Below are 20,494 nucleotides of genomic sequence, written 5' to 3' on the forward strand. Positions count from 1 at the left end.
GTAGGGGCCGGGCTTAGTGCGCCGGTTTGATGAAGGTGCCGTTGTTCAGATCGCGGAAGGCCTGACGCAGCTCGGCCTGGGTATTCATCACGATCGGGCCATGCCAGGCCACCGGCTCTTCGATCGGCGCGCCGGAAATCAGCAGGAAGCGCAGACCTTCGGGACCGGCCTGAACGGTGATCTCTTCGCCGGTGCCAAAACGCACCAGCGTACGGTCGCCAGACATGTCGCGAATGTGCAGTTCTTCCCCTGCGACTTCTTTTTCCAGCAGAACACCCTGTGGGCGGGATGCATCCACAAAGGCGCCTTGACCTTCGAAGATATAGGCAAAGGCGCGGCGGTAGGTGTCGATCTTGAAGGTCTTCTTGACCCCGGCAGGCACAAAGATATCGAGATACTGCGGGTCTGCGGCGATGCCATCCACCGGGCCGGTCTTGCCCCAGAATTCGCCGACGATGACTTTGACGCGGGTGCCGTCATCGTCGATGATCTCGGGGATCTCCTTGCCTTCGACATCCTGGTAGCGCGGATCGGTCATCTTCTGGCTGGAGGGCAGGTTGCCCCACAATTGGAAGCCGTGCATCTGGCCGTTGATGTTTCCCTTGGGCATCTCCTGGTGCAGGATGCCGGATCCCGCGGTCATCCATTGCACGTCCCCGGCGCCCAGCGTGCCGGTGTTGCCCAGCGAGTCGCCGTGCTCCACGGTGCCGGAGAGCACATAGGTGATGGTCTCGATACCGCGGTGGGGGTGCCAGGGAAAGCCGCGCATATAGTCCTGCGGGTGCTCATTGCGGAAGTCATCGAACAGCAGGAACGGATCCAGTTCGCTGGGGTCATGAAATCCAAAGGCCCTGTGCAGCTTTACACCGGCGCCTTCCATGGTCGGCATGGCGTTGCGGGTCTCGACAATCGGTCTGATGGACATTTGGAGTCTCCTGGCCTTTTCGCTTTGATGTACAGATAGAGGGGTTTGGGCTGCCCGCAAATCACGATGGTGGGAGAGGCACTGTGCGCAAATGCGCAATACCGGCCCACTGAGGGTCGCATTGCATCGCAGGGCTGTTCGCCTGCGCCATTTCAGGCTATGCCGCGCTACAGCACAGTGCAGGAGACAGGCGCATGAATGACGAGGTGGTGGCAAAGATCGAGGCATCCGGCCCGCGGCGTGTCATGGGGGTAGGGATGCTGGCTTCGGTGGGGATTATCCTGATCTACGTGGCCTTTTCTACGCCGCCCTCGGCAGCCTGGCTGGTGTTTCTTCTGGTGGTTGGCTGCGCCGCCCTGTGGCTGTCGGTGCGCATGTGGCAGGCGACGGCCTATCGGATCGAGCTCACTGAAGAGGTGTTGCGCTGCACGGACGGGACCGAGATTGCACGGGTTGCGGATATCGAAACCATCGATCGCGGTTTCTTTGCCTTCAAGCCTTCGAACGGGTTTCTGATGCGCCGGAAAACCCCGGGTTCCCGCGCCTGGATGCCAGGCCTCTGGTGGCGCATGGGGCGCCGGATCGGGGTTGGTGGGGTGACGCCTGGCTCGCAAAGCAAGGCTATGTCGGAAATCCTGGCGGCCATGATCGCCCGGCGCGATATGGGGGGCTGACCTGGAGGGTTGAGCGCGCTGACACAGAGCGACGCGTTCTCTCCTGTTGTTATCTGACTAACCCGTTCCAGCCAGAGGTGGGTTCAGAGGGCCATTGAACCGTCGTTGTGGCTGTTGCCGTTTTCCTTGGTATCTACAAAGACGACCTGCGGCGCAAAACGCGGGCGGGTGAAGACGAAGTTGTTGATATCCATCGTCGGAATGCCGATGCGGAAGGCCGGTTCGACCGTGTTGGTGGTCTCCACCAGGATCACGCGTTCCTGATCAGGCATGGACGGCAGATCATCCTTAACCAGATGGATGGTGGCATCGGTCCATTCCTCGTAGCCACCACCGCGCACTTTGGACCAGTCCACATAATAGCTTTGGTCTGCTTCATCCCAGCGCACGACAGATACCCGCATTCCAAGCGAGCTGTCACCGCGGATCAGCAGCCCGGCCATGGCGTACATACTGTCCAGATAGGTGTCGTTGATGTAATTGGTCTCGCGCGAGATCAGGTCTGAGATCGTGTAGGCTGCCTTCAGGTTCATGCTTTCCTGCCGGAAGGCATCAAAGAAGGTGTAAAAGGCCGCAAAGGTTCCCAGAAGAAGCGGCGCATAAAGCGCGAATTCAACCGAGACCGAGCCTTCGCTGTCGCGACAGAAGGATTTCAGGCGGTGACGCAGGGCTTTGAACATGGCTTACCTCGGTTCCTGAACGAAGGCTGACGCGGCAAAAAGGCTGACACGGCCGTCCGCATCCTTGCCCAGATCTCCGCCCAACCCCCAATCGGAGAAAATCGGACGGAATTTCATGCAGGCGCGGATCAGCATCAGCTCGTTGGACTGCCCGTTTGTGAATGTGCGCACTGGCTGCACGTCTTCGATGCGGCTGACGCAGTCGGGTTCGGGGTTGATGCCGGTCCAGTTAAAGGGGTCCTGGCTGACCATCTCCAGACGCAGGGAGGTGGCACAATTCTCGATGAAGCCCGACAGGGCGCATACACGGTCGCGGATTGCGTCATGTTGCGCTGGCTCACCCGTTGAAAGGCGCAGCTCGCGTACCGTCTGATCCAGTGCCCGCTCCAGCTGCGACTGGCGGATATTGACCAGACCCAGCTCAACGGTGGACATCAGGATCATCAGGAAGGCCGGGATGATGATGGCGAATTCCAGCGTGGCGCTGCCGTCGTCCTGACGGCGGAAACGCGTAAGGGCGGTATGCATGTGGCGGATCATTGGGTCAGCCTCAGCTGGCGGATGGAGGTGGCGATCGAGGCAAAGGCCTCGGAGATTTCCAGTCCGTCCACATCAAAGAAATGTGCGGGCGAGCTGGCGCAGTCTTTCAGCACGCGGGTCCCGTTGCGGGGCGCTTCGAAGCCAACGGTGTAGATCATCACGCCCTTGTCCCGGGTGCGGTCGCAGATATTCTTGGTGTGCTGGTCTTTGGCTACGCGATTGTGGAAATACGTTCCGGCATTGTACCAGTCTGCCCAGGCGCTGGAACTGAACTCGTAGTTGTAGCGCGCGTTCCATGCGAGCGAGGCCCGTGCGAAAAGCTCATGGTACTTCAACTGCACGGCGGTGCCGGGCTCTGCCTCATCTCTGCAGTTGTAGGGATTGCCGTAGTAGTAATCGCATACAGTGTGAGTGCCATTGCCGTAGGGATGGTCGTACCATTCGTTCTTGTGCGGCCAGTAGTAATTTTTCGTGCCATTGGAGTGGTAGACGGAGTAGCGCCCAGTTTCAGCGTTGTACCAGACATCCGACATGGTGCTGCGGCGCGAAGGGTTGATCATGTATTGATTGGTGTTCTCGCCGTCGGACATCAGAATGATGATTTTCAGGGTGTCGCCGTTGTTGTACTCGGTCGGGCGGTTCAGAAACTGCGCTTCGATCTCGCCATCGTCAATCAGTGCGTTGACAACCGGCCGCGCGGTCGGGTCCAGCAGGGCGGAGCCCCATTTCATGCCGATGTCGATCGAGGTGTTGCCGCCTGCCTCGAGGCCGTCGATGTAGTTGTGTAGGGTTGTCGGATCGTTGGTGAACGGCAGGATGGCCGATCCGTCACGTGTCGGGCAGACCGGGCTGGCGATCATGTTCTCAGAATAGGTGAACGGGTCGAAATGCGCTGTGCGCTCCAGGCGCTCGGCCGGGTCCAGCGTTGTCTTGGCGTATTGATCGTAGACGAAGTTCACGCAGTGCGAATAGTTCCATTCGCTTGCCGGAAGGTCATCGAAGCCTGCGTTGTACTTGCTCAGAAGCGCTTCGCCCGCGTTGACTTGGGTGGCATAGGGAATGATCGAGATCGACAGGTTGTCGGTATTGGTGTTCTGGGTGATCTGATCGATGAAACTATGCGCGGCGGACTTGAGGTTGATCAGCCGCCGGTTCGAGTCCATCGAGCCGGAGATATCCAGCACCATGGAAATCTCTACGCTGCCGATGGTCTCTTCGGCGCGCGAATTGGCGTACATCGGCATGTCACCGCCACCAGAGAACTTCAGCAGGTGGGCATTGAAGGTCGTGTTGATTGTGCTTTCGACACTCTTGTAGCCGAGCCCCTGCGACACCTCAGGCGGTTGATAGTATTCTTCCATTCCGGCTTTGCTCAGGTAATCCTGCACCACCACTTCGGGGGCCAGTGGCTGGTCCAGATCGGCAGCCGCCAGCACCGCGCGGTCCAGCGTGTACTGCAGAACCGTCCGGTCGCGCTCCATCCGCATCAGGTCGATACCGATGCCGCCAACGGCCAGCATGGCCAGAAAGAAGAAAATGGTCGGCGCGGCCATGGCACCGCTGTCATCCCGTGCAAAGGCGCGCATCCGGGCCATCTGCCGGGTCAGGACGTCCTTACTGATATCTTTTGCGGCTCTGCGACGCACACTCATATTACACATCCCCTATGCCCGTTCTGTTTCGGACGACGGTCTTCGGATTTTGGTGGCTGGCGTTTATGATTGCTTGGGGAAGATGGCGGAAATGGGGCACGACAGGGGTAAAACCTTAACAATTGTTACCATCCGCTTAATCAATGCTAGGTGAGGGGCGGCAGATTGTTTCGGTTTGGGAAAAAGTGCCGGTTAGACCAAAGAGCGAATCGCTGACCAAAAGTTGCGAAGGTGATTCTTTTGGATGGGAATGGTCAAAAAGGTCGCATGCCTTAAACATCCGTGCATAGAGTTGCCTTAAGTTTCATCACGAGTCGCGCAATAAAGCACGGAGAAGCGAGCATGAGCAGCCAGAACGAACCCAGTTTCCGCGAGAGCGTCGATTTGATGTTCAACCGGGCGGTCTCCATCATGGACCTGCCGCCGGGGCTTGAGGAAAAGATCCGGGTTTGCAACGCGACCTACACGGTGCGGTTTGGCGTGCGCCTGCGCGGCAAAATCCATACCTTCACCGGCTATCGCTCGGTGCATTCCGAACATATGGAGCCGGTCAAGGGCGGTATCCGCTATGCCATGGGCGTCAATCAGGACGAGGTCGAGGCGCTGGCGGCGCTGATGACCTATAAATGCGCCCTGGTCGAAGCGCCCTTTGGCGGTTCCAAGGGCGGTCTGTGCATCGACCCGCGCGAATACGAAGAGCACGAGCTGGAGCTGATCACCCGCCGTTTTGCCTATGAGTTGGCGAAACGCGATCTGATCCACCCCAGCCAGAACGTTCCGGCGCCCGACATGGGCACCGGTGAACGCGAAATGGCCTGGATTGCCGACCAATACGCGCGCATGAACACCACCGATATCAACTCTCGTGCCTGCGTCACCGGCAAGCCCCTCAATGCTGGCGGGATCGCTGGCCGGGTCGAAGCAACGGGGCGCGGCGTGCAATACGCCCTGCGGGAGTTCTTCCGCCACCCCGAGGATATTGCCAAGGCGGGCCTGTCGGGCACCCTCGATGGCAAGCGCGTCATTGTGCAGGGCCTTGGCAACGTGGGCTATCACGCCGCCAAGTTTCTGAGCGAGGAAGATGGTGCTCTCATTACCGGGATCATCGAACGCGACGGTGCCCTGCACCGCGAAGAGGGGCTGGACGTGGAGGCCGTGCGCAACTGGATCGTCAAACATGGCGGCATCTCCGGGTATCCCGACGCCACCCATACCGCCGATGGTGCCGCGCTTTTGGAGCAGGACTGCGACATCCTGATCCCGGCGGCGCTGGAAGGTGTCATCAATATGTCCAACGCCGCCCGCATCAAGGCGCCGCTGATCATTGAGGCCGCGAATGGCCCGGTCACCGCCGGTGCGGATGAGGTGCTGCGCGACAAGGGTACGGTGATCATTCCGGACATGTACGCCAACGCGGGCGGCGTGACGGTCTCATACTTTGAATGGGTCAAGAACCTCAGCCACATCCGCTTTGGCCGTATGCAGCGCCGTCAGGAAGAGGCGCGTCACCAACTGGTGGTGGACCAGATGGAGAGCCTGAGCGAGGCGCTGGGCAAGACTTGGTCGCCAAGCCCGGATTTCAAACAGAGGTATCTGCGCGGTGCCGATGAGCTTGAGCTGGTGCGTTCCGGCCTCGATGATACCATGCGTATCGCCTACCAGTCGATGCGCGAGGTCTGGCATGACCGCGACGACGTGATGGATCTGCGCACTGCCGCCTATCTGGTCTCGATCGAAAAAGTCGCTGCTAGCTACCGCGCCAAGGGGCTGTAAGGGGCATTTCTCGCAAACAGCTGATCGCAATCTTGCGGCGGGCCCTGTGCCCGCCGTTTCTGTGTGTGAGAGGCTTGCTGATGAGGCTGCGGCAGTGTGGGAATTTGCACCTTGGTCCAGTTGCGTCACGATCTGTCGTATTGAGGACTAGACAGACCTGCCCAGAAAGGGTGCATTGCGGCCTGTGCGATGCGCGGTTCCGGAGCTTTCTGTCGAAAAAGGGGTAGGAGCCGCCCGGTAAAATCGCTAGCACTACGATAGAGCCTGCGGCGCCATACATGCGCAGCGAGGGCGGGACTGAAAGGTGGAGGTCACAGATGCGGTTTTCGGGTTGGCGGGTGCTGAAGGAAGGGCTGACCGGCAACAAGGGCTGGCGTCCGCATTGGCGCGATCCCGAGCCCAAGCGCGAATATGATGTGATCATCATCGGCGGCGGTGGCCACGGTCTGGCGACGGCTTACTATCTGGCCGCTGAGCACGGTATTACCAACGTCGCGGTGCTGGAGCGTGGTTATATCGGCGGTGGCAACGTAGGGCGCAACACCACCATCGTGCGCGCCAACTACTACCTTCCGGGCAACTCCGAATTCTACTCTCACTCCCTGCGCCTGTGGGAAAGCCTGGAGCAGGAGCTGAACTATAACGCGATGATGTCGCAGCGCGGGATCATCAACCTGTTTCACAACGACGGCCAGCGCGATGCCATCGTTCGGCGGGGCAACTCCATCGTCAATCAGGGGGACGATGCGGAACTTCTGGACCGCGAAGGCGTGCGCCGCATGGCGCCATTCCTCAACTTCGAAAACAACCGCTTTCCGATCATGGGCGGTTTGCTGCAGCGCCGGGCCGGCACTGCGCGCCACGATGCGGTGGCCTGGGGCTTTGCCCGTGGCGCCGACATGCGCGGGGTCGATCTGATCCAGAACTGCGAAGTCACCGGCATCGACGTTGAAAACGGACGCGTCACGGGGGTGCAGACCGCGCGCGGGCCGATCCGGGCCAAGAAGGTCGCGATGGCTGCTGCCGGGCGCTCCGGTCAGGTGGCGGCAATGGCGGGGCTGACCCTGCCGATCGAAAGCCACGTCTTGCAGGCCTTCGTTTCCGAAGGGGTGAAGCCGATCATCGACAACGTCATCACCTTTGCCGAGGGGCACCTTTATATCAGCCAGTCCGACAAGGGCGGGCTGGTCTTTGGCAGCTACCTTGATTTCTACAGCTCTTATGCGGCGCGGGGGAACCTGCCGATGGTGGAGCACACCATGGAAACCTGCATGGCCATGGTGCCTGCGGTGGGCAAGGCACGGCTCTTGCGCAGCTGGGGCGGCATCATGGATATGACGCCGGACGGATCGCCCATCATCGACCATTCGCCCATAGACGGGCTCTATCTCAATTGCGGCTGGTGCTACGGCGGCTTCAAGGCTACGCCGGGCTCCGGCAATGTCTACGCGCATCTTATTGCCACCGACCGCCCGCATGGCGCGGCAACCCGGTTCAAACTGGATCGTTTCCGCACCGGCGTCGGACTCATGGATGAGGAGGGGACCGGTGCTCAGCATAACCTGCATTGACCCCGCGACGCGCCGAACGGCGGCAAGAGAGATGAACGGAACACGGATCAGAACCACGGGAGTGCGGCAGTCATGAGGATCACCTGCCCGAATTGCGGAGAGCGGGACCGCCGCGAATTCTACTATCGCGGTGCGGCGCTGGAGCAGCCCGCAGCGGATGCGGATCTGGACGTCTGGCACCAGCACGTGAACCTGCGGGAAAACCCGGCAGGCCCGCTGGAAGAGCTTTGGTATCACGAAATGGGCTGCGGTGCCTGGCTGAAGGTGCTGCGCAATACCGCAAGCCATGAGATCCTTGAGGTGACACTGGCCTCGGACGCGGGTCTGGGAGGTGCGGCATGAGCATGAGATTGCCCGGCAAGGGGCTGGTTGAAGGCGCAAAGCCGGTCACCTTCTCTTTCAACGGTCGCCACATGATGGGGCTCGAAGGCGACACGCTGGCCTCGGCCTTGCTGGCCAATGGGGTGCATCTGGTGGGCCGGTCGTTCAAATACCACCGCCCGCGTGGCATCCTCACGGCTGGCAGCGAGGAGCCGAACGCGCTGGTCACGGTGGGCAGCGGCGAATTCGCCGATCCCAATGTGCGGGCCACCACGCAGGAGCTGTTCGAAGGGCTGAGCGCCAGCAGTCAGAATTGCTGGCCTTCGGTCGAGACCGACCTGATGGCGGTCAATGATCTGGCGGCGCCGTTCCTGGGCGCGGGGTTCTACTACAAGACTTTCATGTGGCCGGCAGCCTTCTGGGAAAAGCTGTATGAGCCGATGATCCGCCGCGCGGCGGGGCTTGGTGCACTCAGCGGCGCGGCCGATCCGGATTGCTACGAAAAGGCCTATGCCTTCTGCGATCTTCTGGTGATCGGATCGGGGCCTGCGGGTCTGATGGCGGCGTTGGTGGCGGGGCGCGCGGGCGCCGATGTAATTCTGGCCGAAGAGGACAGCCGCATGGGCGGGCGTCTTCTGGCAGAACAGGAAGACATCGACGGTAAGCCTGCCCACCTCTGGGCAAAGGACGCTTTGAAAGAGCTGTCGGAGATGGACAATGTGCGCCTTATGCCGCGCACGGCCGTGACCGGCGCCTATGATCAGGGCACCTATGGCGCGCTGGAGCGTGTCGCCCACCACATGCCGCGCCGTCATTCGCTGAAGGAATGCCATCTGCCGCGCGAATGTTTCTGGCGTATCGCCGCCAAACACGCGGTACTGGCGGCCGGCGCGATCGAGCGTCCGGTTGCCTTCCGCAACAACGACCGCCCAGGCATCATGACCGCCAGCGCGGTGCGGGCCTATCTCAACCGCTGGGGCGTTGCCCCGGGGGAGCGGGTTACCATATTTGCCAATAACGACGATGCGCACCGCACCGCCCGTGATCTGGCGCAGGCAGGCGTGCATGTCGCGGCGCTGATCGACAGCCGCCACGATGCGCCGGGCAGTGATCTCTTCCCGGTAATGAAGGGCGCGCAGGTCTGCGACGCAGGCGGGAGCAAGCGGCTGGAAAATATCACCGTGCGTTCTGTCGCTGGTGAGGAAAAGATCCAGACAGATTGCCTCGCCATGTCGGGCGGCTGGAACCCGTCGGTGCATCTGACCTGCCATCTGAATGCCCGCCCGGTCTGGCGCCGCGATATCGCCGCCTTTGTGCCGCGCGAGGGCAGCGTGCCGGGTCTGGTGACAGCGGGGGCCTGCAATGGCGAGTTCTCCACTGCCGGTGCCCTGCGCGAAGGCGCTGCAGCGGCAAGTGCTGCGCTTGAGGCGCTGGGCCTCAAGGTGGTCTCTGCGGATCTGCCGCAGGCCGAGGATGATCCCTATCGTATCACCCCCTTGTGGGCGGTGCCGGGCAAGGGGCGCGCCTGGCTCGATTTCCAGAACGATGTTACCGTCAAGGATGTGAAACAGGCCGCCGGGGAGAACTTCCGCTCGGTCGAGCATATGAAGCGCTACACCACCCAAGGTATGGCGACGGATCAGGGCAAGAACTCGAACGTGGCGGCGCTGGCGGTACTGGCTGATGCTACTGGGCGCAGCATCCCGGAAACCGGCACAACCACCTTCCGTCCGCCTTTCGTGCCGGTCAGCATCGGTGCCATGGGCGCGGGGGCCGAGGGGCAGGGCTTCAAGCCGCAGCGCCACCTGACCTCGCATCAGGCAAGCGATGAACGTGGCGCGCAGCAGCTGGAAGTCGGCCTGTGGTACCGCGCAGCCTATTTCCCGAAACACGGGGAGACCAACTGGCGTCAGTCCTGCGACCGCGAAGTCACATATGTGCGCAATCATGTGGGCATCTGCGAAGTGTCGACCCTGGGCAAGATCGACATTCAGGGCCCCGACGCGGGCAAGCTGCTGGATTACGTCTATACCAACATGTTCTCGACCCTGAAGGTCGGGCGCACGCGCTATGGTCTGATGCTGCGCGAAGATGGTTTTGTTATGGACGATGGTACCACCGCGCGTCTGGGTGACGAGCATTTCGTGATGACCACCACCACCTCTGGTGCCGGTCAGGTGATGGCGCATCTGGAATATGTGATGCAGGTCCTGCGCCCCGACTGGGATGTGCGCATTGCCTCGGTCACTGAGCAATGGGCGCAGTTTGCTGTTGCCGGTCCCAAGGCAAGGGCGCTGCTGAACGGTCTTCTCGACAGTGAGATTGACAGCGAAAGCTGGCCCTTCATGGCCTGTGGCGAGGTCTCGGTGATGGGTGTCGCGGGGCGGCTGTTCCGCATCTCCTTCAGCGGCGAGGAAGCCTATGAACTGGCGGTTCCGGCCCGCTATGGCGATGCCCTGTTCCGCGAGCTGGTCTCGCGCGCCGAGGCTGCAGGCGGTGGCGCCTACGGCATGGAGGCGCTGAATGTCCTCAGGATCGAAAAGGGCTTTATCACCCATGCCGAGATCAATGGCACCGTGACGGCCTTTGACCTTGGTCTGCAGGGCATGATGTCCAAGAAGAAGGACTTCTTTGGCAAGCCCATGTCCCAGCGCGAAGGGCTGATGGCAGAGGATCGCATGCAGATGGTTGGCCTCAAACCCGTCGGCGCGGTCAAGCAGTTGACCGCTGGGGCGCATCTGTTCAATCCCGAGGACCCGGTCGAGCGGGTGCACGATCAGGGTTATGTCACCTCGGCCGGGTTCTCGCCCACGCTGGGGCATTCCATTGCACTGGCCTTCCTGACGAAGGGAGCGAAGCGGATCGGCGATACCGTGCGTCTGGTCGATCACATGCGTGGCATCGACACCCTGTGCGAAGTGGTTGAACCGCAATTCTATGACCCGGAAGGAGAGCGTGCCCGTGGCTGAACTGACTGCAAAAAGCCCCTGTGACGGTCTGCTGCCGGTCACCGTTGGCGCCCTGAAGCTGAGCGAAGAGGATCTGGGCCATCTGACCACCATCGCGGTGTTCAACGGTAAGGATCAGGCATTGGAGGCGGCGCTTGAGGCCGCCCATGGCATGAAACTGCCAGCGCCGGGACGCAGCACCGGCAAGGCGGGCAGCCGAGCCATCTGGTTCGGTCGGAACATGGCGCTGCTGGCCGGGCCTCAGCCAGATGCGACGCTGGCCGACCATGCCGCGCTGACGGATCAAAGCGATGCCTGGGCCGTGGTGCGGCTTGAAGGGGCTGGGGCTGAAGATGTCCTGGCTCGGCTGTGTCCTATCGATCTGCGCGTGCAGAGCTTCAAGCGCGGCCACACTGCGCGTACCGAATTGCGTCACATGATGGCCTCGGTCACCCGCATTGGCGCGGACAGTTTCCAGATCATGGTGTTCCGCTCTCTGGCGCGCACTCTGGTGCACGATCTGAAAACAGCCATGGAAGCCGTCGCCGCGCGGGGGTAGTCTTCCGGGATCACCAACTGATTCCCGGAGCGTATCTATGATCCGCATTCTTCCCGTCGCGACCCCTGTCGCAGCCATTCTGGCTGCCTTGCTCGCCGCACCGTCCTATGCCGCTGAAAGCAAAGAGGAAAGCTGCAGGTATCAAGGGCAGGTAATGGCCGCCGTGCAGCAGGCGCGGATGGACCGGGTGCGGCAGGAAAAGGTGGAACAGACGATTCTGGCGGACAATCCCGACTGGCCGGAACAGTATTCCAAGGCGATCCCGCAACTGACCGCGCATGTCTACTCAATGAAACGCCGCGATCTGCGCAAGGTGGACCTTGGCGCCACCTTCGAAGAGCAGTGCCTGGAAAACTGGGATCAGATCCAGGCGATGAAAAAACAGCTGCAATCGAACTGACATGTCCCTGCCGCCCGGTTTTCTGGATGAATTGCGTACCCGGACCAGCCTGACCGCTGTGGTCGGGCGCAAGGTCATGTGGGATCAGCGCAAATCCAACATGGGCAAGGGCGACATGTGGGCGCCATGTCCGTTTCATCACGAAAAATCCGCCAGTTTCCACGTCGATGACCGCAAAGGCTTTTATTATTGCTTTGGCTGTCAGGCCAAAGGTGATGCGCTGAAATTCGTGCAGGAAACCGAAAACGTCGGTTTCATGGAGGCGGTTGAGATCCTCGCGGGGGAGGCGGGCATGGAGATGCCCCGGCGCGATCCGCAGGCGCAGCAGAAACAGGACCGCCGCAGCCAGCTGGCCGAAGTGATGGAGCAGGCGGTGCAGTTCTTCCGCCTGCAGCTGAACACCCAAGGTGGCACCGCCGCGCGCGCCTATCTGGCGGGGCGCGGATTGACCGGGGAGGCGTTGGAGCGCTGGCAGATCGGCTTTGCTCCGGATGGCTGGCAGGGGCTTTGGGATCACCTGCGCGGCAAAAGCGTGCCCGAGGATCTGATCATGGCGGCCGGTTTGGCCAAGCCCTCAAGCAAGGGCGGCAAACCCTATGACACTTTCCGCAACCGGATCATGTTCCCGATCCGCGATGCGCGGGGACGGGCGATTGCATTTGGCGGGCGGGCGATGGACCCGAACGACAACGCCAAATACCTGAACTCTCCCGAGACCGAGCTCTTTGACAAGGGTCGCAGCCTGTACAATCACGGTCCGGCCCGCGCCGCCGCTGGGCGGGACACGCCACTGATCGTGGCCGAAGGCTATATGGATGTGATCGCTTTGTCAGAAGGCGGCTTTGCTTCCTGCGTGGCGCCGCTGGGCACGGCGATTACCGAAAATCAGCTGCAGATGCTGTGGCGGATGTCGGATGAGCCGGTGATCGCCCTTGATGGCGACAAGGCAGGCATCCGCGCGGCCATGCGGCTGATCGATCTGGCCCTGCCGCGTCTCGAGGCTGGGAAATCCCTGCGTTTTGCGATCATGCCAGAGGGCAAGGATCCCGACGACATGATCCGCAGCGAAGGCCCCGCCGCGGTGCAGGCGGTGCTGGATCAGGCGATGCCGATGGTGAAACTGCTGTGGCAGCGCGAAACCGAAGGGCGTGTGTTCGACAGCCCCGAACGCAAGGCGGCGCTGGACAAGGCGCTGCGCGAAAAGATCCGCCTGATCCGAGATCCCTCCATCCGCCAGCACTATGGCGAGGATATCAAGGAGCTGCGCTGGCAGCTGTTCCGCGGCAACCGTCCGCAGCGCAGCGAAGGGTTTTCCCCGACGGGCAGCAGCCCCAAGAGCGGGCGAGGCTTTCGCGACGGAGCGCGACCGCCCTGGCGCGGACCGGGAGCGGTTCTGACCCCACTGGCCAGCACCCGCAGCTCGCTGCTGGCCGGATCGGATGAGGCAGGCCTGGCCCGAGCGCGCGAAGCTGTCATTCTGGCCACCGTGATCACCACCCCCGCGGTGGTCCATGAGTTCGAAACCAATCTGGAGCGGATGCTGTGCACCGATCCGGATCTGGCGGCGCTGCGCGACATGGTCCTGCGCTATGGCATCGACGCACCGGAGCGGCTGAAAGAAGAAATCGAATACAGCCTAGGCCCGCACGCTCTTGAAAATCTCTTTGCCCTTCGCCATGTGGCAATTATCCCCTGCCTGCGCAAACCCGGCGATGCTGAGGCTGCCCGGCTGACACTGGCCGAAGAGTTCCCGAAACTCGAAGCTCTGCGCGGGCTGGACGCGGAACTGGCCGAGGCGGAGGAGGACCTGAGCGGTCTTGCGGACGAGGCTTTGACTTGGCGGTTGAAGCAGGCCGCCGAGGCGCGGAACAGGGCCGTGCGAAGTGAAAATGAAGACAGGGCACAATATGACGTTGGCGAGAACGGCGCCCGTCTGGATCGCGAGGAACGCGATGCATTTGGCGCCCTTCTGGACCGAATCGGCTTTTCCGAGAAATGACACACCTTTCGACAAAAGGGTGTTTTCCTAAGGAAGAGCGAAAGAAAATTGGGTAAACGGGGTGACGAATCAGAAGTTCGCGCTAATGATTCGCGATACCCGAATCGCCCCAGCCTCTTAGAGGAGCATTGAATGGCCGCCAAAGACACCGACGACCGCAAACCTGACGATCAGGAAGCCGAAATCTCTCTGGACATGAGCCAGGCCCAGGTCAAGAAGATGATCGCGGAGGCCCGCGAGAAGGGGTACATCACCTACGATCAGCTCAATCAGGTCCTGCCGCCGGATCAGGTCAGCTCGGAACAGATCGAGGACGTGATGTCGATGCTCTCCGAAATGGGCATCAATATCATCGAGGACGAAGAGGCCGAAGAGGAAGAGCAGAACAAAGGCTCGACCGAACTGGTGACGACCGAATCCAACCGCGAAGTCGCGGTGGCCGGGGCGGCTGCGGAAAAACTGGACCGCACCGATGATCCGGTCCGCATGTATCTGCGTGAAATGGGCTCTGTCGAACTGCTGAGCCGCGAAGGCGAGATCGCCATCGCCAAGCGGATCGAAGCCGGCCGGAATACGATGATCCTGGGCCTCTGCGAAAGCCCGCTGACCTTCCAGGCGATCACCATCTGGCACGACGAACTCCTGTCCGAAGACATTCTGCTGCGCGACGTCATCGATCTTGAGGCCACCTTTGGCAACCAGATGGACGAAGAGGGCGAAGTTGCCGAACCGGTGGTGAACACCGGTGCGGTGTCCGATGCCGCCAAACCCGCCAAGGAAGACAAGGGGCCCGAACTCGACGCGGACGGCAATCCGATTGCCAGCGATGACGACGATGACGAGGACGAACAGGCCAATATGTCCCTGGCCGCGATGGAGGCTGCGCTCAAGGATCGCGTGCTGACCACGCTGGAGCAGATCTCCTCGGATTACGCTCAGCTGAGCGAAATGCAGGACAGCCGGATTTCGGCCACTCTGAATGAGGACGGATCGTTCAGCGCGCAGGACGAAAAGACCTACCAACAGCTGCGGTCCGAGATCGTGGAACTGGTGAATGGTCTGCACCTGCACAACAACCGTATCGAAGCCCTGATCGACCAGCTTTACGGCATCAACCGCCGCGTGATGCAGATCGATAGCGCCATGGTGAAGCTAGCTGACCAGGCCCGTATCAACCGTCGCGAATTCGTTGAGGAATACCGTGGCCGCGAGCTGGATCCGAACTGGCTGGCGGATATGTCCGCGAAACCGGGGCGGGGCTGGCAGATGTTCATCGAACGCTCCACCGACAAGGTGGAAGAACTGCGCGCTGACATGGCGCAGGTCGGCCAGTATGTCGGTCTCGATATCAGCGAGTTCCGCCGCATTGTGCAGCAGGTGCAGAAGGGTGAAAAAGAGGCGCGTCAGGCCAAGAAGGAAATGGTCGAGGCGAACCTGCGTCTCGTTATCTCCATCGCGAAGAAGTACACCAACCGCGGCCTGCAGTTCCTCGACCTCATCCAGGAAGGCAACATCGGCCTGATGAAGGCGGTGGACAAGTTCGAATACCGCCGCGGCTACAAGTTCTCGACCTACGCCACATGGTGGATCCGTCAGGCGATCACCCGCAGTATCGCGGATCAGGCGCGCACCATCCGTATTCCGGTCCACATGATCGAGACGATCAACAAGCTGGTCCGCACAGGCCGTCAGATGCTGCACGAAATCGGCCGCGAGCCGACGCCGGAAGAACTGGCTGAAAAGCTGCAGATGCCGCTTGAGAAGGTCCGCAAGGTGATGAAGATCGCCAAGGAGCCGATCAGCCTCGAAACCCCGATCGGGGACGAGGAAGACAGCCAGCTGGGCGATTTCATCGAGGACAAGAACGCGGTGCTGCCCCTGGACAGCGCCATTCAGGAAAACCTCAAGGAAACCACCACCCGGGTTCTGGCCTCGCTCACCCCGCGCGAGGAACGGGTTCTGCGGATGCGTTTTGGCATTGGCATGAACACCGACCACACGCTCGAAGAGGTCGGTCAACAGTTCAGCGTGACCCGCGAACGGATCCGTCAGATCGAAGCGAAAGCGCTGCGGAAGCTCAAACATCCCAGCCGCAGCCGCAAGCTGCGCAGCTTCCTCGACCAGTGATCAAAAAGGCGCCCCTCACGGCGCCTTTTTCTTTCTTCCGAAAGGCGTTGAATGCCCTTCCCGTGCAGGCATCTCGCGGGAAGGGCGACGGGCCTGCGCACCTCGTTAACCATCTCTTTACCCTGATCCTTGCCCTTGGCGGGGGAGCTGCGTAAACTTTTGGTTAAGGAACTTTGCATTTCGGGGGAAATGATGTCTGCAAACCGGGGAACCACCGCCGCTCTGAGTGAACTTGAGGAAAAGCTTCTGCATCTCAAGAACCTGACCGAGGCCAACCAGTTCATGCTGGAGGTTCTGAAGGATCAGGGCGAACGCTTGCAGGAAATCGACGGCGATACCGCGCGCAGCATGCTGCGGGAGCAGGCACGAAGCCGGTTCAGCCCGACCAAGGGAAAGACACCGAAACCCGAAGTTCTGGCCATTCTGGAACAGACACTCGGCACACAGCAAAGCGCGCAGATCATTCCCTTTCCCAAACGCAACTGATCCCGGCCCGTCTGGGGAGCTGGATGTGCAGGCGGCCGCGTACTTGCTGCGGAATTCGAGCTAAAGCTGCTCTTTGCTGATCTTCTCTAAGTGAGGGCGCCGCCCCTTGGTTCTGCCTACGGGGATCCCTATGTTTGAGAAAACAACGGATTTCCTGCCATGAAGAATTTTCTATCCAGCCTCGGGTGCGCCCTTTTTCTCCTGTCTCCCTCCGTCGGGCAGGCCTTCACGCTTGCCAATGGGGTGCAGGTGAATGCCGTGAGTGACACGGTGTTCGAAGTCGTTCCGCGCAGTTCTGGCACTGTTGAGGAATTCTGGTGCGGGGCCTCCGAATATGCTCGTCGTGTGCTTGGCGCGGATTGGCGCGACCCGATTTATGTCCTGCGTGGGCGCGGTGAAAGCGTCACCACAGGTAAGAGGTCTGCCGTGCAATTCACCCTTTCGGCTGATCAGGTCGCCGGGCTGGGTACGGATCGCGGTTGGTTCACCTTTGGCATCCGTCCCGGCGACTCCATGTCGGTCCAGCAGGCCAGAACCTATTGCAGCCAGCGTCCGATCCGTCCCTGATACGCAGGCCGGTGGGCGCGCCACGTTCGAAGCGACAGATACACGAGAGCGTGATAGCCCCGGGGCTGGCGCGAAGCGGGGCTGGCCCTAGGATCATACCGTGTGAGGAATAGAGCTTGACGGTATTGGAGGGTGTCGCAATGGCGCGAAGATTTTCATTTGCAGTGGTCGTCTTTTCGGCCTCGGCGGCTCTTGGCCTTGCCGGGGCGGCTGACGCCTTTACCAGCCGCAAGTCGGCGCGGGTCAACCCGGTATCGGAGCAGGTGTTCGAGGTCGTTCCGATCGCAGGCGGGACCGGATTGGACTATTGGTGTGGCGCTGGGGATTATGCCGTGCGTGCGCTTGGCGCGCCGATGTCGGCAATGGTTTATGTGTCCCGCGGCATGGGACCCAGCGATACGACCAACCGCCGCTCTGCGGTGCAGTTCACGCTCGATGCGAATATGCTGGCGGGAGCGGAGCCTATCACTAATCCGCCGATCAACCGCCTGAACGTCGGCGATGCGATGCAGGTGCGCGCAGCCCTGTCATTCTGTCACCAATTGCCGACGGGTTTCTGACCCGCTGACGGGCGCTGGCGAACCGGCTGAGGTCGCCGAACAGCGGGCCTGTGCTATACTTCTGGTGACGCAACAGGGGAGTAGACCGATGAAACCGATGTTCTGGCCTGCCTTGGCCTTTGCGACAGCCCTTGCGGTGCAGCCTGTTACCGCGCAATCCGTCTCGGTGCAGGCCTGGTGGTCTTGGAACCGCCACGAAGTGCTGCCTGTCGAAGAGGGTGTCTGGGAAGTGGTGAGCCGGGTCGGCACCTCGGCGCAGGATTACTGGTGTGGGATCGGGGATTTTGCCATATCGCAGCTGCGTACCAGCGCCACCCAGCGGATCTATGTCTGGGAGGGCGTCGGCCCTTCGGTCAACCGCCCCGGCAGAAAGTCGGTGAAATTCGCGCTGACCCCGCCGCCGGGAGCGAGTACGGAAAAAGGGTATTCCCTGTCGGTGAAAAAGCCGGGCTACAACCTGAACGCCGCCACCGCCCGCAACTATTGCTATGACCGGTTCGACGATCCTTTCTTCCGGCGCCCCTGATCACTTCATAGGGGCACTTGTGAAGCAGCGCGTCCTGCGGCAATGCTGTCCTCATGCAAACCGAATTCCAGATCGAAACGGCCGGGCAGGGCCTTTACGAATTCACCCGCGATATTCAGTCCTGGGTTGGGTCCTGCGGTGTGCGGCAGGGGTTGCTGACGTTGTTCGTGCGGCACACTTCCTGCTCCCTGCTGATACAGGAAAACGCCGACCCCGAGGTGCAGACGGATCTTCGGGCCTATTTTGCCCGACTGGTGCCGCCCAGCACGGACCCGTCGATGTCTTATCTGCGCCATACCTACGAAGGCCCCGATGATATGCCCGCCCATATCAAGGCAGCAATGATGCCGGTCAGCCTGTCGATCCCGGTCACGGATGGCGCGGCTGTTCTGGGCACCTGGCAGGGGGTCTACCTGTTTGAACACCGCGACGCGCCGCACCGGCGCAAGGTTGCGGCGCATCTTGCGTGAACTGCTTGATCTAGCGGTGTGATTTCGCCTCTACCCAAACTGTTGAGGCTGTCCTATAGTTGTGGATAACTGCGCCGGGTCAGGCGCAATCTACAGGCATTGATCATGAAGGGGACTGGCTGATGCGCTGCCCGTTTTGCGGAAATATCGATACTCAGGTCAAGGATTCGCGCCCGGCAGAGGATCACGTGTCGATCCGTCGCCGCCGCTTCTGCCCGGCCTGTGGCGGGCGTTTCACCACCTACGAACGGGTGCAGCTGCGCGATCTGGTGGTGGTCAAGACCAACGGCAAACGCGAAGACTTCGACCGGGACAAGCTGGAGCGCTCAATCCGCATTTCGATGCAGAAGCGCCCGATCGACCCCGAGCGTATCGATCAGATGATCTCGGGCATTGTCCGCCGCCTTGAAAGCATGGGCGAGACGGATATTCAGTCCAAGAAGATCGGCGAGATCGTCATGGAGGCTTTGGCGCGGATCGACACCGTCGCCTATGTGCGCTTTGCCAGCGTCTACAAGAATTTTCAGGCCGCCGATGATTTCGAGGACTTCGTCCACGAATTGCGCCCGCACCCCCCGGAAGAGTGATCACCCCGATGCGCCGTTATGACATTGCCGTGGATGAACGGTTCATGGCGCTGGCCCTGTCCCTGGGGCGGCGTGGGCATGGCAATTGCTGGCCCAACCCGGCGGTGGGCTGCGTCATCGTCAAGGATGGTCGCATCGTCGGGCGGGGCTGGACCCAACCGGGCGGCCGCCCGCACGCGGAGCCGCAGGCGCTTGCACAGGCAGGCGCAGCGGCGCGTGGCGCCACCGTCTATGTGACTCTTGAACCCTGTTCGCATCATGGTGCGACACCGCCATGTGCGCAGGCGCTGATCGACGCTGGGGTGGCGCGTGTGGTCGCGGCCATCGGCGATAGTGATCCGCGGGTTTCTGGGCAGGGGTTTGAAATGCTGCGTTATGCCGGGGTGGAGGTTACCACCGGGGTTCTCGCAGAACAGGCCGCCCGCGATCACGCTGGTTTCTTCCTGAAGACCGAACAGGGGCGTCCCTTCGTTACACTGAAGCTGGCCAGCAGTTTTGACGGGCGGATTGCCACCGGATCGGGGCAGAGCAAATGGATCACGGGCCCCGAAGCACGCCGCGCAGTGCATGCGATGCGTGCCAGTCATGATGCGGTCATGGTCGGCGCCGGAACCGTGCGGGCGGATGATCCGTCGCTGACCGTGCGCGACTTAGGCATCGACAAACAGCCGGTGCGGGTGATTGCCTCCCGCCATCTGGATCTGCCGCTGATGAGCCAGCTGGCCCGCACTGCGCAAGAGGTTCCGGTCTGGCTTTGCCACGGTCAGGGCGCCGATATCGAGCGGCTGCGCGCTTGGGAGGGGCTGGGCGCTCGGTTGCTGCCCTGTGCCAGCCACGGGGTGCAACTCTCGGCAGTGGATATCCTGCAGCAGCTTGGTCAGGCGGGTCTGACCCGCGTGTTCTGCGAAGGCGGCAGCGCGCTGGCGGCCTCATTGCTGGCCTTTGATCTGGTGGATGAGCTGATCGGCTTTACCGCCGGGATCGGCATCGGCGCCGAGGGGCTGCCCTCGATTGGCGCGCTTGGCCTTGGACGGCTGGACGAGGCGCCCCGTTTTGAACTGGCTGAAGTGCGCCCGCTGGGCGGCGATATCCTGCACCGCTGGCGCCGGGCGCTGAGCTAAGGACGACA

Annotated in this window: 20 protein-coding genes; 16 read left to right on the forward strand and 4 right to left on the reverse strand. The window is 61.4% G+C overall.

Going from position 1 to position 20,494, the window contains the following annotated elements; genetic code table 11:
• Window positions 1-13: 13 nt before the first annotated feature.
• The gene (locus SM765_RS14650; RefSeq protein ID WP_065270924.1) at window positions 14-925 is read right to left on the reverse strand and encodes a pirin family protein; all 912 of its coding nucleotides are present in this window, start codon (window positions 923-925) and stop codon (window positions 14-16) included.
• A gap of 194 nt (window positions 926-1,119) precedes the next feature.
• On the opposite strand from SM765_RS14650, the gene SM765_RS14655 reads away from it, so the two are divergent.
• Window positions 1,120-1,599 (forward strand): hypothetical protein, encoded by a 480-nt coding sequence (locus tag SM765_RS14655; protein WP_274838325.1) that lies wholly within the window; start codon window positions 1,120-1,122, stop codon window positions 1,597-1,599.
• An 83-nt stretch (window positions 1,600-1,682) separates the two neighbouring features.
• Here the strand turns inward: SM765_RS14655 and SM765_RS14660 are convergent, their stop codons facing one another.
• The 3 genes from SM765_RS14660 to SM765_RS14670 are packed head-to-tail and all read right to left on the reverse strand — an operon-like array spanning window position 1,683 to window position 4,471.
• Window positions 1,683-2,279: a TadE/TadG family type IV pilus assembly protein gene (locus SM765_RS14660; protein ID WP_274838324.1), complete on the reverse strand. Its 597-nt coding sequence runs from the start codon at window positions 2,277-2,279 to the stop codon at window positions 1,683-1,685.
• Between the two features lie 3 nt (window positions 2,280-2,282).
• Entirely contained in the window at window positions 2,283-2,807 is a 525-nt protein-coding gene (locus tag SM765_RS14665) for a TadE/TadG family type IV pilus assembly protein (protein WP_274838323.1), read from the reverse strand.
• A gap of 8 nt (window positions 2,808-2,815) precedes the next feature.
• Window positions 2,816-4,471: a TadE/TadG family type IV pilus assembly protein gene (locus SM765_RS14670; RefSeq protein ID WP_274838322.1), complete on the reverse strand. Its 1,656-nt coding sequence runs from the start codon at window positions 4,469-4,471 to the stop codon at window positions 2,816-2,818.
• A 342-nt stretch (window positions 4,472-4,813) separates the two neighbouring features.
• Here SM765_RS14670 and SM765_RS14675 point away from each other — a divergent pair, with 342 nt between their 5' ends.
• The 15 genes from SM765_RS14675 to ribD all read left to right on the forward strand — a co-directional run bounded on the left by SM765_RS14675 (window position 4,814) and on the right by ribD (window position 20,486).
• On the forward strand, window positions 4,814-6,244 hold the full coding sequence (locus SM765_RS14675) for a Glu/Leu/Phe/Val family dehydrogenase (protein WP_065270919.1): 1,431 nt from the start codon (window positions 4,814-4,816) through the stop codon (window positions 6,242-6,244).
• Between the two features lie 317 nt (window positions 6,245-6,561).
• The gene (locus tag SM765_RS14680; protein WP_274838321.1) at window positions 6,562-7,815 is read left to right on the forward strand and encodes a sarcosine oxidase subunit beta family protein; all 1,254 of its coding nucleotides are present in this window, start codon (window positions 6,562-6,564) and stop codon (window positions 7,813-7,815) included.
• 72 nt (window positions 7,816-7,887) lie between these two features.
• On the forward strand, window positions 7,888-8,157 hold the full coding sequence (locus tag SM765_RS14685) for a sarcosine oxidase subunit delta (RefSeq protein ID WP_065270917.1): 270 nt from the start codon (window positions 7,888-7,890) through the stop codon (window positions 8,155-8,157).
• Window positions 8,158-8,159: 2 nt separating this feature from the next.
• Window positions 8,160-11,105, forward strand: a complete 2,946-nt coding sequence (locus SM765_RS14690; protein ID WP_274838371.1) for a sarcosine oxidase subunit alpha family protein — start codon at window positions 8,160-8,162, stop codon at window positions 11,103-11,105.
• Window positions 11,098-11,643: a sarcosine oxidase subunit gamma gene (locus SM765_RS14695; RefSeq protein ID WP_274838320.1), complete on the forward strand. Its 546-nt coding sequence runs from the start codon at window positions 11,098-11,100 to the stop codon at window positions 11,641-11,643. The genes SM765_RS14690 and SM765_RS14695 overlap by 8 nt, the downstream gene beginning before the upstream one ends.
• Window positions 11,644-11,680: 37 nt before the next feature.
• Window positions 11,681-12,043, forward strand: a complete 363-nt coding sequence (locus tag SM765_RS14700; protein ID WP_065270915.1) for a hypothetical protein — start codon at window positions 11,681-11,683, stop codon at window positions 12,041-12,043.
• 1 nt (window position 12,044) lies between these two features.
• Window positions 12,045-14,042, forward strand: a complete 1,998-nt coding sequence (gene dnaG / locus SM765_RS14705; RefSeq protein ID WP_274838319.1) for a DNA primase — start codon at window positions 12,045-12,047, stop codon at window positions 14,040-14,042.
• Between the two features lie 132 nt (window positions 14,043-14,174).
• On the forward strand, window positions 14,175-16,169 hold the full coding sequence (gene rpoD, locus SM765_RS14710) for an RNA polymerase sigma factor RpoD (protein ID WP_065270913.1): 1,995 nt from the start codon (window positions 14,175-14,177) through the stop codon (window positions 16,167-16,169).
• A 192-nt stretch (window positions 16,170-16,361) separates the two neighbouring features.
• Window positions 16,362-16,655 (forward strand): hypothetical protein, encoded by a 294-nt coding sequence (locus SM765_RS14715; RefSeq protein ID WP_065273528.1) that lies wholly within the window; start codon window positions 16,362-16,364, stop codon window positions 16,653-16,655.
• 159 nt (window positions 16,656-16,814) lie between these two features.
• Window positions 16,815-17,222, forward strand: coding sequence for a hypothetical protein (locus tag SM765_RS14720; protein ID WP_274828251.1), 408 nt, complete (start codon window positions 16,815-16,817; stop codon window positions 17,220-17,222).
• A gap of 140 nt (window positions 17,223-17,362) precedes the next feature.
• Window positions 17,363-17,782 carry a hypothetical protein gene (locus SM765_RS14725; RefSeq protein ID WP_274828252.1) on the forward strand — a complete coding sequence of 140 codons (420 nt, stop codon included), beginning with the start codon at window positions 17,363-17,365 and terminating at the stop codon, window positions 17,780-17,782.
• An 88-nt stretch (window positions 17,783-17,870) separates the two neighbouring features.
• Window positions 17,871-18,308: a hypothetical protein gene (locus tag SM765_RS14730; RefSeq protein WP_274828253.1), complete on the forward strand. Its 438-nt coding sequence runs from the start codon at window positions 17,871-17,873 to the stop codon at window positions 18,306-18,308.
• A gap of 53 nt (window positions 18,309-18,361) precedes the next feature.
• A complete protein-coding gene (locus SM765_RS14735) occupies window positions 18,362-18,778 on the forward strand; it encodes a secondary thiamine-phosphate synthase enzyme YjbQ (protein ID WP_274836023.1) in 417 nt (138 codons plus the stop codon).
• Window positions 18,779-18,900: 122 nt separating this feature from the next.
• Window positions 18,901-19,365, forward strand: a complete 465-nt coding sequence (gene nrdR / locus SM765_RS14740; protein WP_065270909.1) for a transcriptional regulator NrdR — start codon at window positions 18,901-18,903, stop codon at window positions 19,363-19,365.
• A gap of 44 nt (window positions 19,366-19,409) precedes the next feature.
• Complete coding sequence (gene ribD, locus SM765_RS14745) at window positions 19,410-20,486, forward strand: bifunctional diaminohydroxyphosphoribosylaminopyrimidine deaminase/5-amino-6-(5-phosphoribosylamino)uracil reductase RibD (protein WP_274832602.1); 1,077 nt, start codon at window positions 19,410-19,412, stop codon at window positions 20,484-20,486.
• Window positions 20,487-20,494 lie beyond the last annotated feature (8 nt).

This window comes from Pseudophaeobacter sp. 1A09344 (assembly GCF_041008745.1).
Lineage (GTDB): Bacteria > Pseudomonadota > Alphaproteobacteria > Rhodobacterales > Rhodobacteraceae > Phycobacter > Phycobacter gallaeciensis_A.

Excerpts from the sequence above, each read along its gene's own strand:
- SM765_RS14650 (WP_065270924.1), bottom strand. The coding sequence starts at position 925 with ATGTCCATCAGACCGATTGTCGAGACCCGCAACGCCATGCCGACCATG.
- SM765_RS14655 (WP_274838325.1), top strand. The coding sequence starts at position 1,120 with ATGAATGACGAGGTGGTGGCAAAGATCGAGGCATCCGGCCCGCGGCGT.
- SM765_RS14660 (WP_274838324.1), bottom strand. The coding sequence starts at position 2,279 with ATGTTCAAAGCCCTGCGTCACCGCCTGAAATCCTTCTGTCGCGACAGC.
- SM765_RS14665 (WP_274838323.1), bottom strand. The coding sequence starts at position 2,807 with ATGCATACCGCCCTTACGCGTTTCCGCCGTCAGGACGACGGCAGCGCC.
- SM765_RS14670 (WP_274838322.1), bottom strand. The coding sequence starts at position 4,471 with ATGAGTGTGCGTCGCAGAGCCGCAAAAGATATCAGTAAGGACGTCCTG.
- SM765_RS14675 (WP_065270919.1), top strand. The coding sequence starts at position 4,814 with ATGAGCAGCCAGAACGAACCCAGTTTCCGCGAGAGCGTCGATTTGATG.
- SM765_RS14680 (WP_274838321.1), top strand. The coding sequence starts at position 6,562 with ATGCGGTTTTCGGGTTGGCGGGTGCTGAAGGAAGGGCTGACCGGCAAC.
- SM765_RS14685 (WP_065270917.1), top strand. The coding sequence starts at position 7,888 with ATGAGGATCACCTGCCCGAATTGCGGAGAGCGGGACCGCCGCGAATTC.
- SM765_RS14690 (WP_274838371.1), top strand. The coding sequence starts at position 8,160 with ATGAGATTGCCCGGCAAGGGGCTGGTTGAAGGCGCAAAGCCGGTCACC.
- SM765_RS14700 (WP_065270915.1), top strand. The coding sequence starts at position 11,681 with ATGATCCGCATTCTTCCCGTCGCGACCCCTGTCGCAGCCATTCTGGCT.
- dnaG (WP_274838319.1), top strand. The coding sequence starts at position 12,045 with ATGTCCCTGCCGCCCGGTTTTCTGGATGAATTGCGTACCCGGACCAGC.
- rpoD (WP_065270913.1), top strand. The coding sequence starts at position 14,175 with ATGGCCGCCAAAGACACCGACGACCGCAAACCTGACGATCAGGAAGCC.
- SM765_RS14715 (WP_065273528.1), top strand. The coding sequence starts at position 16,362 with ATGTCTGCAAACCGGGGAACCACCGCCGCTCTGAGTGAACTTGAGGAA.
- SM765_RS14720 (WP_274828251.1), top strand. The coding sequence starts at position 16,815 with ATGAAGAATTTTCTATCCAGCCTCGGGTGCGCCCTTTTTCTCCTGTCT.
- SM765_RS14725 (WP_274828252.1), top strand. The coding sequence starts at position 17,363 with ATGGCGCGAAGATTTTCATTTGCAGTGGTCGTCTTTTCGGCCTCGGCG.
- SM765_RS14730 (WP_274828253.1), top strand. The coding sequence starts at position 17,871 with ATGAAACCGATGTTCTGGCCTGCCTTGGCCTTTGCGACAGCCCTTGCG.
- SM765_RS14735 (WP_274836023.1), top strand. The coding sequence starts at position 18,362 with ATGCAAACCGAATTCCAGATCGAAACGGCCGGGCAGGGCCTTTACGAA.
- nrdR (WP_065270909.1), top strand. The coding sequence starts at position 18,901 with ATGCGCTGCCCGTTTTGCGGAAATATCGATACTCAGGTCAAGGATTCG.
- ribD (WP_274832602.1), top strand. The coding sequence starts at position 19,410 with ATGGCGCTGGCCCTGTCCCTGGGGCGGCGTGGGCATGGCAATTGCTGG.